At 65.8% G+C, this 13443-nt stretch carries 14 protein-coding genes; 9 read left to right on the plus strand and 5 right to left on the minus strand.

The genetic code is table 11. From position 1 onward, the window contains the following. The first annotated feature begins 4 nt into the window (after positions 1-4). The 5 genes from VGN93_RS16540 (at position 5) to VGN93_RS16560 (ending at position 4659) form a co-directional block, all read left to right on the plus strand. Positions 5-1027 (plus strand): SIS domain-containing protein, encoded by a 1023-nt coding sequence (locus tag VGN93_RS16540; RefSeq protein WP_327508297.1) that lies wholly within the window; start codon positions 5-7, stop codon positions 1025-1027. Continuing rightward, on the plus strand, positions 1024-2184 hold the full coding sequence (gene nagA, locus VGN93_RS16545; RefSeq protein WP_327508298.1) for an N-acetylglucosamine-6-phosphate deacetylase: 1161 nt from the start codon (positions 1024-1026) through the stop codon (positions 2182-2184). The genes VGN93_RS16540 and nagA overlap by 4 nt, the downstream gene beginning before the upstream one ends. Positions 2185-2266: 82 nt before the next feature. Next, a complete protein-coding gene (locus VGN93_RS16550; protein ID WP_327508299.1) occupies positions 2267-3322 on the plus strand; it encodes a dipeptidase in 1056 nt (351 codons plus the stop codon). Positions 3323-3345: 23 nt separating this feature from the next. After that, a complete protein-coding gene (locus VGN93_RS16555) occupies positions 3346-4092 on the plus strand; it encodes a copper homeostasis protein CutC (protein ID WP_327508300.1) in 747 nt (248 codons plus the stop codon). Between the two features lie 60 nt (positions 4093-4152). Continuing rightward, positions 4153-4659: a CreA family protein gene (locus VGN93_RS16560; RefSeq protein ID WP_319317531.1), complete on the plus strand. Its 507-nt coding sequence runs from the start codon at positions 4153-4155 to the stop codon at positions 4657-4659. Between the two features lie 54 nt (positions 4660-4713). Here the strand turns inward: VGN93_RS16560 and VGN93_RS16565 are convergent, their stop codons facing one another. The 3 genes from VGN93_RS16565 to VGN93_RS16575 all read right to left on the minus strand — a co-directional run bounded on the left by VGN93_RS16565 (position 4714) and on the right by VGN93_RS16575 (position 7721). After that, positions 4714-5076 carry a hypothetical protein gene (locus VGN93_RS16565; RefSeq protein WP_319317528.1) on the minus strand — a complete coding sequence of 121 codons (363 nt, stop codon included), beginning with the start codon at positions 5074-5076 and terminating at the stop codon, positions 4714-4716. A gap of 201 nt (positions 5077-5277) precedes the next feature. After that, a complete protein-coding gene (locus VGN93_RS16570) occupies positions 5278-5742 on the minus strand; it encodes a chemotaxis protein CheW (protein ID WP_319317525.1) in 465 nt (154 codons plus the stop codon). A 2-nt stretch (positions 5743-5744) separates the two neighbouring features. Beyond that, positions 5745-7721 carry a methyl-accepting chemotaxis protein gene (locus VGN93_RS16575; RefSeq protein WP_327508301.1) on the minus strand — a complete coding sequence of 659 codons (1977 nt, stop codon included), beginning with the start codon at positions 7719-7721 and terminating at the stop codon, positions 5745-5747. A gap of 288 nt (positions 7722-8009) precedes the next feature. On the opposite strand from VGN93_RS16575, the gene VGN93_RS16580 reads away from it, so the two are divergent. The 4 genes from VGN93_RS16580 (at position 8010) to VGN93_RS16595 (ending at position 12122) form a co-directional block, all read left to right on the plus strand. After that, on the plus strand, positions 8010-8168 hold the full coding sequence (locus VGN93_RS16580; protein WP_319317520.1) for a hypothetical protein: 159 nt from the start codon (positions 8010-8012) through the stop codon (positions 8166-8168). A 110-nt stretch (positions 8169-8278) separates the two neighbouring features. Continuing rightward, complete coding sequence (locus tag VGN93_RS16585) at positions 8279-8878, plus strand: SCO family protein (protein WP_327508302.1); 600 nt, start codon at positions 8279-8281, stop codon at positions 8876-8878. Between the two features lie 78 nt (positions 8879-8956). Next, positions 8957-9835 (plus strand): 50S ribosomal protein L11 methyltransferase, encoded by an 879-nt coding sequence (locus tag VGN93_RS16590; RefSeq protein ID WP_327508303.1) that lies wholly within the window; start codon positions 8957-8959, stop codon positions 9833-9835. 451 nt (positions 9836-10286) lie between these two features. After that, entirely contained in the window at positions 10287-12122 is a 1836-nt protein-coding gene (locus VGN93_RS16595) for an aminopeptidase P family protein (protein WP_327508304.1), read from the plus strand. Here the strand turns inward: VGN93_RS16595 and VGN93_RS16600 are convergent. Continuing rightward, positions 12112-12423, minus strand: a complete 312-nt coding sequence (locus tag VGN93_RS16600; protein ID WP_327508305.1) for an AzlD family protein — start codon at positions 12421-12423, stop codon at positions 12112-12114. The two genes, VGN93_RS16595 and VGN93_RS16600, sit on opposite strands and share 11 nt — an antisense overlap. 2 nt (positions 12424-12425) lie before the next feature. After that, positions 12426-13160: an AzlC family ABC transporter permease gene (locus tag VGN93_RS16605; RefSeq protein WP_327508306.1), complete on the minus strand. Its 735-nt coding sequence runs from the start codon at positions 13158-13160 to the stop codon at positions 12426-12428. Positions 13161-13443: the final 283 nt, after the last annotated feature.

Raw genomic sequence — 13443 nt, forward strand, 5'->3', positions numbered from 1 at the left:
TACCATGCAGACCAACATGCGGAAAGAAATCAACGAGATCCCGGAAGCGGCGGCCCGCCTGCTGGCCAATTCCGCCGACGCCATCACGGCCGCCGGCAAGGCGTTGCGCGAACGCGACCCGCAGTTCTTCGTCACCGTCGCCCGCGGCTCGTCCGACCACGCCGCCCTCTTCCTGAAATATGCGATCGAACTCACCGCCGGCCGCCCGGTCGCCTCCCTCGGCCCGTCGCTCGCCTCGATCTACGGCGCCCAGCTGAAGCTCGGCGGCGGCGCCGCCATCGCCATCTCCCAGTCCGGCAAGAGCCCGGACATCGTCGCGATGGCACAAGGCGCTACCAAGGGCGGCGCGATCTCCATTGCGCTCACCAACACGCTGCCCTCGCCGCTGGCGGACGCCTGCCTGCATTCGCTCGACCTCTCGGCCGGCCCGGAAATCAGCGTCGCCGCCACGAAATCCTATGTGAACTCCATCGTCGCAGGCCTTGCCGTGCTCGCCGATTGGACGGGCGACACGGACCTCGACCGCGCCGTCAAGAACCTGCCGGAACAGTTCGCCAAGGCCGTGGCGCTCGACTGGAGCGAGCTTGCCGGCGACCTCAAGGACGCCCAGTCGCTCTACGTGCTCGGCCGCGGCCCGGGCCTGGCGATCGCCAGCGAGGCGGCGCTGAAGTTCAAGGAGACCTCCGGCATGCACGCCGAGGCCTATTCCTCCGCCGAAGTGGTGCACGGTCCCGTCGCCCTCGTCGGCCCGTCCTTCCCGGTCATCGCGCTTGCGGCGCGCGACGCGGCGGAAGCCTCCGTCACCGGCATGGCCGACAGCCTCGCCGATCGCGGCGCCTATGCCGGCGTGACGGCCGCCGCTGCAAAGAGCGCGCGAAAACTGCCCTTCGTCGCGACCGGCCACCCGATCACCGATGCGCTGGCCCTCATCGTGCCGTTCTACGGCTTCATCGAAGCCTGGTCGCGCGGCCGCGGCCTCGATCCCGACAAGCCGGTCAACCTCAAGAAAGTGACGGAAACCCGATGACTGCGCTCACCGCCATTACCGGCGCCCGGATTTTCGACGGCGATCGGTGGCACGACCACGGCACGTTGTTGATCGACGGCGGCAAGATCGCAGGCATCGTCGCGCTGAGAGAGGTGCCGAGCGATGCCCGCATCGTGCCGATGGACGGGCTGTCGCTCGTCCCCGGCTTCATCGACCTCCAGGTCAATGGCGGCGGCGGCGTGCTCCTGAACGAGCGCCCGGACCTCGAAGGCATCCGCACCATCTGCGCAGCGCACGCCCGCTTCGGCACGACCGCGCTGCTGCCGACGCTGATCACCGACAACCGCGAGGTCACCGCCAGGACCATCGAGGCCGGCCTCGCGGCCCGCAAGGCGAACGTGCCCGGCTTCCTCGGCCTGCATCTCGAAGGCCCGCATCTCTCCGTCGCGCGCAAGGGTGCGCACGATCCGCAACTGATCCGCCCGATGGAACAGGCCGATCTCGACCGCACCATCGCGGCGCGCCAGAGCCTCGAAGCGCTCTTGATGACGCTCGCGCCGGAAAACGCCAGCAACGAGCAGATCGCGGCGCTACATACCGCCGGCGTCACCGTCAGCCTCGGCCATTCGGACTGCGGCTACAAGACCGCGGCCGCCGCCGTCGAGGCGGGTGCCAGCATGATGACCCACCTCTTCAACGCCATGAGCCCGCTCGGCCACCGCGAGCCCGGCATGGTCGGCGCCGCGCTCGACCTCGGCCACCTGAATGCCGGCCTGATCGCCGACGGCTTCCACGTCGATCCCGCCTCGATCGGCGTCGCATTGCGGGCGAAACGCGGTCCCGGCCGCATCTTCCTCGTCACCGACGCCATGTCGACCATCGGCACCGACATGACGAGCTTCTTCCTCAACGGCCGCGAAATCTTTCGCGAGGGCGGGCGGCTTACGCTTGCCGACGGCACGCTCGCCGGCGCCGATATCGACATGGCCTCCTGCATCCGCTTCATGCGCGACCACGCCGGCATCGACCTGGAGGAGGCGTTGCGCATGGCCTCGCTCTACCCGGCGGAAGCCATCGGCATGACCGGCCGCAAGGGCCGCCTCACCCACGGCCACGACGCGGACTTCGCCATCATCGACGGTGACGTCAACGTCGTCTCCACCTGGATTGCCGGCACGCCGGTCTTCGCCGCCTGAGCGCGACCGCCGGCGCCTTGCAGGCATCGGCGGAATCGGTTCTATCCAGCCGACAGGATGCGTTTCTTTTTTGGAGCGGCACATGCAACTGATCTTCGACGGCCATAACGATGTTCTCCTGCGCCTGTGGGAGAATGCGCAAAAGGGCGCCGACCCGGTCGCCGAATTCGTCGGCGGCACGGACAAGGGCCATATCGACGCCCCGCGCGCCAGGAAGGGCGGCCTTGCCGGCGGCTTCTGCGCCATGTTCATCCCGCCGATCGAAGATTATCCGCCGCGCGAGGTGGACCAGAACGGCCATTACTCTGTCCGCATGGTCGGCCCGCGCGAGCAGGCCGAGGCGCTGAAGATCGCGCTCGACATGACGGACATCGCCTCAAGGCTGGAGCAGGCCGACGGCCTCGCGATCTGCCGCTCCACGGGAGACATCCGCGCAGCGATGGACAGCGGCCGCTTCGCCGCCGTCCTGCATATCGAGGGCTGCGAGCCGATTGCCGAGGACCTCTCGAACCTCGAAACCTTCCATGCCAAGGGCCTGCGTTCGCTCGGCCCCGTCTGGAGCCGCCACAACCTGTTCGGCCACGGCGTGCCCTTCGCCTTCCCCTCCTCGCCCGATACCGGCCCCGGCCTCACCGAGGCCGGCTTCGAGCTGGTCAAGGCGTGCGACCGCCTCGGCATCATGATCGACCTCGCCCACATTACCGAACAGGGCTTTTGGGACGTCGAGCGCACCAGCACCGCGCCGCTCGTCGCCACCCATTCCAATGCGCATGCGCTGACACCGATCTCGCGCAACCTCACCGACCGCCAGCTCGACGCGATTCGCGAGCGCAAGGGCATTGCCGGCCTCAACTACGCCACCACCATGCTGCGCGCCGACGGCCTCGAAAACGCCGATACGCCCATCTCCGACATGGTGCGCCACATCGACCACATGGTGGAGCGCATGGGCATCGACTGCGTGGCACTCGGCTCGGATTTCGACGGCGCGACCATCCCCGCCGCCATCGGCGATGCCAGCGGCAACCAGGCGCTCGTCGAAGCGCTGCGCGCTGCCGGCTACGGCGAGGACGACCTCGCCAAACTCTGCCGGGAAAACTGGCTGCGGCTCCTGAAAACCGTCTGGCGCGAAGCCTGACCTGAAATCTGCGGAAGAACGCCATGACCAAGCCCCTCATCGAACTCTGCGTCGAAGGCATCGACGGTTTTCTCGCCGCGCAGGACGCCGGTGCCGACCGGGTGGAACTCTGCGCGAGCCTGGTCGAAGGCGGCCTGACGCCGAGCCTCGCCACCATCCGCGCCGCGGTGAAGGCGGCAAAAATCCCCGTCCACGTCATCATCCGCCCCCGCGGAGGCGATTTCCTCTATTCGCACACGGAATTCGAGACGATGGTGGAGGACATCAAAGCGCTGCGCGACGAAGGTGTCGCGGGCGTAGTCATCGGCTGCCTGACGCCGGACGGCCGGATCGACGAGGCGCGCACCAAAACGCTGGTCGCGGCCGCCCGCCCGATGTCCGTCACCTGCCACCGCGCCTTCGACATGACGGCGGACGCCCGGGAGGCGCTGGAAGCCCTCATCCGCTGCGGCGTGAACCGCGTGCTGACCTCCGGCCAGCGCGATACCGCCGTGGAAGGCATCGCCATCCTGAAAAGTGCCCATGAACAGGCTGCCGGCCGCATCGTCGTCATGGGCTGCGGTGCGCTCGACGCGGAAAACATCAAAAAGGTCCGCGACGAGACCGGCCTGACCGAACTGCACTTCGCTGCGCTGACGACCGTGCCGAGCGGCATGACCTTCCGCAATCCGCATGTCGGCATGGGCGGCACGGAGAAGGACCGCGAATACGAACTGACGCTGACCGACGAGGACGCCGTGCGCGCCACCATCGCCGCTGCAAAATCCTGAGACGCCATCTTGCAAGCGGCGGCTTGTCCCTTACGTGTTAGCGGAACAAGGAGACCCATGATGCCGCTCAAGATTTTCGCCTCTTTTCGCCCCCGCACCGTGATCGCCGCCGGCCTGCTCGCGCTCGCCACCGTGCCCGCAGCGGCAGAGACCGTCGGCAAGGTCGGCGTCGACTGGATCGGCAACGACATCTATATCGATGCGGTGACCGATCCCGAGGTCTCCGGCGTCACCTGCCACGTCACCTATTTCGACCGTTCCGTCATCGACCGCCTGAAGAAGGGCAACTGGTTCGAGGACCCGTCGAACAACGCCATCTCCTGCCAGCAGACCGGCCCGATCACCATCGGCGACATCGAACTCGACCGCGAGGGCGAAGAGGTCTTCAAGTCCGGCCTGTCGCTGATCTGGAAGTCGCTGATCGTCACGCGCATCTACGACAAGAAGAACGACACGCTGATCTACCTCGCCCATTCACGCGAATTGACCGAGGGATCGGCTAAAATGTCGATCTCCACCGTGCCGCTCTACGGCGAGACGGTCACCTGGGAAAACGGCAAACCATAAAAAAACGCCCCGGCACCTGAAAGGTCCGGGGCGTTTTTCGCGGTGGCCGGTCATTTACTTGACGTAGACGACCTTGCCGCCGGTCGCAGAGGTCTGGATTTCCACGACGTTCTCAAGCTGGACATTCTTGGAGGCCAGCGCGTCGGCCAGGCCCGGCACGCCCTGCAACTCGCTCTGGACCTTCTCCATGGTGGACGGATCCTTGGCCTTCAACGTCAGGCGTTCGGCCTCGCCGCGCTGGCTGTCGTCGGCCTCGAGCGAAGAAATCTTCACGACGTCCACGCCGTCGGCCGCGATGGAACCTGTCGACATGCCGTCGGAAGTCATGGGCGCCGTGGCATCCTGGGCATAGGCGATACCTGCGACCGGCGATACGGCGAGCAGCGAAGCAAGGGCAAAAGTAACGGTCTTCTTCATAACGGTTCTCCAATGTTTCTCTTTGGAAGCATGGAGGAAACGGCAACAGCTTCGCTTGGTTCCTAATAAATCTTCACGAAATCGTGCATTATAAAATGTTAATATGAGGCAATATTGATGGACGTTACTTCGAAATAGCGCAAAGCACCCGACCGGTTTTCCGGTCAGGTGCACAAGGCCCGAGTTCTATCCCTGGCCCGATCAGGCGGCCTGGGCGAGTTCGTCGGCGATGACGGTGTCGAGGTTGAGGAAGCAGACCATCGACTTTTCCAGCGCCACGATGCCGCGGCAGAAGGCGCGCTGGGCTTCCGGAATGATTTCCGGTGCCGGCTGGAGGTCTTCCCTCTTGATGGTCATCATGTCGGAGACCTGCTCGACCAGCAGGCCGACCAGCTTGCCGGCAATGTCGGTGACGATGATGGCGGACCGCTCGGACGGCTCCGTCATCTTCATGCCGAGGCGGCAGGCCATGTCGATGACCGGGATAACGGCGCCGCGCAGGTTGATGAGGCCGAGCACGTAGGGCGGCGTATGCGGCATCGGCGTCACCGGTGCCCAGCCGCGGATTTCGCGGATGGCCATGATGTCGATGCAGAATTCCTGCTCCCCTAAGTGAAAGGAGACGATTTCGAGAAAGGCGCCGGATTGTTTGATGGCGTTGGACATGATCAGAACTCTTCCCAGTTCTCGGCGGCGGCCTGGGCGTTGCCCCTGGACGCTGCGCTGCTGCTGAATGCCCCGGCAACCTTGGAGACAAGGTTTCTTGCCGGGGACGGGGCGGGACGGGAGGCGGTGGAGACCGCCCTCGGGCTACCGACGGAGGCGCGTGCGCCCTCGCGGATCTGGAACTGGCCGACGAGGCGCGAGAGGTTTTCCGCGTCCTGGGCCAGCGTATGGCTTGCCGCATTGGTCTCCTCGACCATGGCGGCGTTCTGCTGCGTCACCTGGTCCATCTGGGTGACGGCGACGTTGATTTCCTGGAGGCCGCTCGTCTGCTCGCGCGCGGCAGTGACGATCGAGCTCATGTGCTCGTGGATGCGCAGCACGTCGCCGCCGATGCGGCCGAGCGATTCGCCGGTCGCCTGCACCAGGCGGGAGCCGGTCTTCACCTCGTCCGAGGAGCGCGTGACGAGGCTCTTGATGTCCTTGGCAGCACCGGCCGCGCGCTGGGCGAGTTCACGCACCTCCTGCGCCACGACCGCAAAGCCCTTGCCGGCCTCGCCCGCACGCGCCGCCTCGACGCCGGCGTTGAGCGCCAGGAGGTTGGTCTGGAAGGCGATCTCGTCGATGACGTTGATGATCTTGCCGATCTCGCTGGAAGCGCCTTCTATACGCTGCATGGCGGCCATGGCGTCGCCGACGATACGCTCGGATTCCACCGCGCTCGCCTTGGTCGAATCGACCATCTGGCCGGCCTCTTCCGCTCGCGCCGTCGCGGTGCGAACGGTGGTCATGATCTCTTCGAGCGCCGCGGAGGTTTCCTCCAGCGAGGCGGCCTGCTGCTCGGTCCGGCGCGCGAGGTCGTCGGCGGCAGCGCGCATCTGCCCGCTGTTCGACTGGATGGAGCCGGTATTGTCCTTCACCTCGGCCATGACGTTGCGCAGGCGCTCGACGGTGTTGTTGAAGTCGGCGCGAAGCTGTTCGAGATCGGCCCGGAAGGGATCGAGGAGGATGACCGTCAGGTCGCCGTCCGACAGCCGGTTGAGGCCGCGGCCGAGCGCCTCGACGGCCATCTTCACCTGCTGTTCGTCGTCGCGGGCGACGGCCTCGCGGCCGTGCCGTTCGGTCTCGATTTTCGCGCGTGTCTCTTCGTTCGCCTGTTCCAGCGCGCGCTTTTCGACGGCGGCGTGGCGGAAGGTTTCCGCGGAGCGCGCCATCTCGCCGATCTCGTCGCCCCGTTCGGTGGCGGCAACGGCGGTGTTGAGGTCGCCGGAAAGGATGCGCTGCATGCTGTCGCGCACGGCGAAGATGCCCCGGCGCAGCATGTTGCCGTGATAGACGATCAGGCCGAGCAGCGTGATCATGCCGACAAGGCCGATGGCGATCTGGTACTGGATGGATGTCGACGAGGCATGCTGCGCATCGTTGACGCGCGCCTGGAGCAGCGCCGAGCCTTCCTCGGCCAGCGCGCCGAGCGCCGTCGTCATGCGTTCGCCGCCGCTGTCGATGGCGTCGTCGATCGCCGCGAAGGCTTCGATCGGCGCATCCTCCTCGATCATCTTCTTGAGATCGACGGAGATCGCCGTTTCGATCTGCTGCAGGTCGCCGGCATAGGAATCGAGCAGCGCCGGCTTGCCGAGTTCGGTGGCAAGGCGCTTTGCCGCCTCCGAGCCGTCCTTCAGCGTCTTCAGGGATGCGGCAATCGTTTCCAGCCGCGCCGGCTGGATGGCCTTCTCGTCACGGTCGATGATGCTGTCCATCGCGACGAGCACCAGACCGACATTGGCAAGGCGCATCGCCTGGACTTGGTCGACATTGTTCTGGATGGAGACGGCGGCTTCGGAGGCCGTGCGGATCGTCGTGCCGCCGTACCAGCCGGCCGCGAGCATCGCGCCGAAGCCGAGGAACGCGGCGGCGCCGAGCGTCGCAAGACGGGAACTGACGGAAAGGGTCCGGCCCTTGGCAGTGTTTTCATGAGACATCATGCGGTTCGCCCGATCGAGCCCGGCCCTCGCCGCGGCATCCCTTCTGGATCCTGGGTGAAATACGCCTCCTCGCCGTCTCCCGCGGTCGATGGACATCATGCCCGATAGGCCGATTCCGGCCCGTATGCGTATCCGGACCGTGACAAAGAGAGATTAAACAATGGCTAAGGATAAACGGCCGGAACCTGTATTTTAGTAAATTTCGATAGAAACCCCGCGCCGGATTACCGCACGTTGCACGAAGGCGCCCGGTTCCAAAACCTGCCGTTTCACGCTATACTGCGGCGCATGCACAGAGCCGCCCGCCGATATACCGCCCTGCCCGTCGCGCTGATCGCGCTCGGCCTCGGCGTCATGGCCGCCACCGTCGCCTTTGCCGGCTGGCTGGAGCACGGCACGGCGATCTTCTTGAGCCTTGCCGAATCCGGCATGGCCTGGTGCTTCTGATCACAATCCCGCGAGCCTCTGCCGTTGCGGCAATTGGCGCCTTTGCTCAGGCGCCGGCGAAGGACTATGACACCGGCGAACACCTGCCGACATAGGACCGAAGAACTGCCATGAAGACCCTGCGCCTCGTACTCTGGATCGCCGTCGCCGCCGTCGCGGCCCTGCTCGGCTGGCTGACGCTGGAAGTGACCGGCAAGAAGGACGAGGTCACGGGCGGCCCGTTCGGCGTGCCCTTCACGCTGTTGGCGCAGGATGGCAAGCCGATCAGCGAAAAGGCCTTCACCGGCAAGCCGACCGCCCTGTTCTTCGGCTTCACCCATTGCCCGGAAGTCTGCCCGACCACGCTGTTCGAACTGGACGGCTGGCTTGCCAAGGTCGATCCGGACGGCTCGAAGATGCAGGCCTATTTCATCACCGTTGATCCCGAGCGCGATACGCCGGAGCTGATCGGCCAGTATGTCGGCAACGTCTCCAAGCGCATCACCGGCATTTCCGGCCCGCCGGAAAAGGTGCTGGAAATGGTCAAGGGTTTCCGCGTCTACTATCGCAAGGTGCCGCTCGACGAGAAGAAGCCCGACGGCGACTATACGATGGACCATACCGCGTCTGTCTTCCTGCTCGACGCGACCGGCCGCTTCACCGGCACCATTGCCTACGGCGAGAATGCCGACGTCGCCGAACAGAAACTCGCCAATCTCATCAAGAGATAAGCGGCGCGGCGGGCGATCCGCCTTTGCCCTCGGCTTTCGGACATGCTAGGCGGAGCCCTGACAACAGGGACCCCGGCCGTGAGCGAAATCCGCCTCTACATCACCACCACCGAGAAGCTGGCCGATGCCGCACTCTCGCTGATGACCGACGCCTTCGAGGACGAAGGCTACGCCATTGCGACGATGGAGATCGACGAGAAGAACGATATCTGGGAAGCCTCGGTCTACATGTTCCGCCCGGACGAGGCGGACATCCACGAACGCTTCGCAGCCCTTCTCGCCGCCGATTTTCCCGATGCCGAAATCCAGCGCGAGGAACTGCCGGACATCGACTGGATCGCCAAGTCGCTGGAAGGGTTGAAGCCCGTGCGCGCCGCCCGCTTCGTGGTGCACGGCTCGCATGACCGCGGCAAGGTGCGCGCCGGCGAGATCGCCATCGAGATCGACGCCGGCCAGGCCTTCGGCACCGGCCATCACGGCACCACGGCGGGCTGCCTGGAAGTCATCTCCGACGTGATGCGCTCGCGCAGAGTCGGGCGCGTGCTTGACCTCGGGACAGGCAGCGGCGTGCTGGCGATCGCCGCGCGCAAGCTCGGCCCCGTCCAGGTGCTCGCCACCGACATCGACCCGATCGCCACCCGCGTGGCGCGCGAAAACGTCCGCCTCAACGGCATCGCCTCCGGCATCGCGCTGGAAACCGCGCCGGGCTTTCATTCCACCGCCTTCGGTCGCCACGGCCCCTTCGATCTGATCATCGCCAACATCCTCGCCCGCCCGCTGATGCGCATGGCGCCGCAGCTTGCAGCCCAGCTTGCGCCGGGCGGCGACGTCATCCTGTCGGGCATCCTCGCCGCGCAGCGCTGGAAGGTGCTGGCCGCCTATAACGGCGCCGGCCTGCGCCATGTGCGCACCATCTGGCGCGAAGGCTGGGTGACGATCCATCTCGATCGTCGCTGAAGGGGCGGGAGAAAAGAAAAAGGCGGTGCCAGAGGCACCGCCTATGGACCGGCGAACCGGCCATGCCCGCGAGCTTGAGGAGGAGGAGCGCTCAAGCGGGCCTATGTGTTCCGAGCGCCTTCCCGGAGGAGGGAGGAGGAGTGACCGGCAAGACGCCTGATCGGAACACCTAGCTTTTTGCGAACCGAAGGACTGGAGGGACTTTCACTTCGTTTCGCTTGAAGCGCGTTTTAAGTTCGCTTCGTTGGCGCCGCTTATAATCGATTCAGAAAATCGCGACAGGGCCTTTGTGGAATAGGTGCCATGCGCACGATGCATAAGTCCAATTCAAGACCTCTTCAAACCACGGACGGCATGGCCACGCCGTTCGACCGTACCTTTCCCGCCTTTGACGCGAGAGGACGATCGGCTAGATTGCCGGCACGATTCATCGCCTTACCGGAAGTCCCCCATGTTCCAGAGTTTCGACGTCACCTCCACGCCCCAGTACGGTCGCGAACGCGCGGATGCGCTGCGCGCCTCCTTCGACTCGCTCGGCATCGACGGCTTCCTCGTGCCCCGCGCCGACGAATACCAGGGCGAATACGTGCCGGCCTCGGCCGAGCGTCTGTCCTGGCTGACGGGTTTTACCGGCTCGGCCGGCGTCGCCCTCGTCATGCGCGGCCAGGCCATCGTCTTCGTCGATGGCCGCTACGTCACCCAGCTTGCCGAACAGGTGGACGGCAGCGTCTTCACCGGCGGCGACCTCGTCGGCGAGCCGCCGCATCTCTGGCTGCAAAACCACGCGCCTAAGGGTTTTCGGCTCGGCATCGACCCCTGGCTGCACACCGGTGCGGAGGTGCGCCGGCTGGAAAAGGCACTCGCCGGCCTCGGCGGCGCGCTCGTCTTCCTGCCGCACAATCCGCTCGACAAGGCCTGGACCGGCCGCCCGGCCGAACCACTCGGCCGCGTCACCATCCAGGCGATCGACCAGGCCGGTGAACTCGCCCGCGACAAACTCGTGACGATGGCGGAAGCCACCGCCAAGGCCGGCGCCGACGTGCTGGCCGTCACCGACCCCTCCTCCATCGCCTGGATCTTCAACATCCGCGGTAGCGACGTGCCGCACACGCCGCATCCGCTCGCCCGCGCCATCATCCCGGCAGAGGGCCGCCCGCAGCTCTTCCTCGACAAGCGCAAGACCGGCATCGAGCAGGAGGCCTATCTCACGCAACTCGCCGACCTCGTGGCGCCCTCGCAGTTCGACGAGCGCATCGCAGCGCTGGCGGCGGACGGAAAACGCATCCTCATCGATCCCGACCAGGCGCCCTTCGCGCTCGCCGAGATCGTGCGCGCCAGGGGCGGCACGCTGGTCGAGGCGGTCGATCCGGCCCGCCTGCCCCGCGCCTGCAAGAATGCCGTCGAGCTTCAGGGCTCGGCCCGTGCGCATCTGCAGGACGGTGCGGCCATGGTCGAGTTCCTGGCATGGCTGGACAGCACGACGCCGGGTTCGCAGACCGAAATCACCGTCACGAAGAAGCTGGAAGAGGTGCGCCGCACTGTCGGCGAGCGCCAGCAGAACCCGCTGAAGGACGTCTCCTTCGACACGATCGCCGGTGCCGGCGCGCATGCCGCCATCATGCACTATCGCGTGACGACCGAAACGGACACGACCCTCGAGCCGGGCACGCTGTTCCTCGTCGATTCCGGCGCACAATATATCAACGGCACGACGGACATCACCCGCACGGTGGCGATCGGCGCGGTGCCGGAGGAGCAGAAGCGCTTCTTCACGCTGGTGCTGAAGGGCATGATCGCGATCAGCACGGCGCGGTTCCCGAAGGGCTCGCGCGGCTGCGACCTCGATCCGCTGGCGCGCATCGCGCTCTGGAAGGCGGGCGCGGATTTCGCCCATGGCACCGGCCACGGTGTCGGCTCCTACCTTTCCGTACATGAAGGGCCGCAGCGCATCTCGCGCCTTTCGACGCAGGAGCTTCTTGCCGGCATGATCCTTTCGAACGAGCCCGGTTACTATCGCCCCGGCGCCTTCGGCATCCGCATCGAGAACCTGATCCATGTCCTGCCGGCAGCCCCCGTCGAGGGCGGCGATCTCGACATGCTCGGCTTCGAGACGCTGACCTTCTGCCCGATCGACCGCCGCCTCGTCGTGTCCTCACTGCTGACGGACGAGGAACTCAACTGGCTCAACGCCTATCACGTCGAAACGCGCGAAAAGCTCCTGCCGCTCTTGTCGGATGACGCGACGAAAAGCTGGCTCGAACAGGCGACGGCGGTGATCAGCCGATGACGTGACGCAGAGTCATGACGACGATCCAGCCGATCGCCAGCATCGGCAGGACGGAGAGGCGCAGGCCCACCAGCAGCGCGACCAGCAGGGTGAGGCTCACGTCGAGTCCCCCCGTTACGGCAGCCGGCGCCACCAGCGTGGTGAGCACGGCCGCCGGAACGGCATTCAGCGCCGCCTCGACGCGCGGCGGGATGCGCTTCATGCGCGTGATGAAGACATAGCCGCCGATGCGCGTGAGATAGGTCGCGATGGCTCCGGCGGCGATGATCAGCAGCGTCTGCGTGTGAAAGAACGTTCCCATGTTCACGCCTCCCCTTCCACGGTCTCGCCGAGGATCGCGGCACGCTCCTTGTCATCGAGCGGCAGCACGGCCGCGACGAGGATACCGGCGAGCGCTCCGAGGCTGACATGCCAGGGCGAACCGACGAAATGCAGCGCCAGGATCGAGCCCGCGCCCGAGGCGAGCACCACCGGCAGCCAGTTCGCCCGGCTGCGGAAGCCGAGCACGAGCCCCATGAAATAGATCGGCAGCAGGACGTCGATGCCGATCGCCTCGGGGTCGCCGATCAGGTTGCCGAGGAAGCCGCCGATGATGGTGAGGCAGAGCCAGGGCACATAGACGCTGAGGCCGAGCACCATGGACCAGACATAGCTGACGCGGATGCCGGAATCGGCCCGCCGCTCGGCTTCGGCGAATTGCGGATCGGTCAGCAGGAACAACGACGTCGCCTTCTGCCAGAAGGTGAGATGCCGGATATGCGCGGCGATCGCGGCCGAATAGAGCACATGGCGAAAATTGACGGCGAAGATCGACAGCACGACCAGCCACGGCGCCACGTGGTGGTCGAAGAGCTCGACGCCGACGAGCTGGCTCGCCCCGGCATAGAGCGTGGCGCTCATCAGCGCCGCTTCCGCGATCGTCAGGCCGTTGTCGACGGCGACGGCGCCGAACAGCACGGCAAACGGCGCGGCTGCGATCGCAACCGCAATGCCACGCCGGAAGGCGTCGCGGATTTCTTCTTTCGTGGCGGGGGTCATGGGTCTGCTCTATGTTGCAATGGCGAAGCCATAGAGCAGCAACGGTTCACCCGCAAACCAATATGGCTGATGGACCGTTCAGCGCCGTTGATCATAGAGCGCCGTTTTTAGCCCGGCGCTGATGGATGCCACCCCACGCTCCCCGTCATCCTTATCTGTGCGTGCCGCCTGATTTGTTATGATGGAGCGGTGGGCAGCGTACCATTGTCATCCCAGGTCTTCAGAAGACCGTGTCCGAGCACGGTCCGCTGCCCCTTGTCGCGTTTTCACCCGAACAGTTGAC

It is taken from the genome of Shinella sp., assembly GCF_035998705.1.
GTDB lineage: Bacteria > Pseudomonadota > Alphaproteobacteria > Rhizobiales > Rhizobiaceae > Shinella.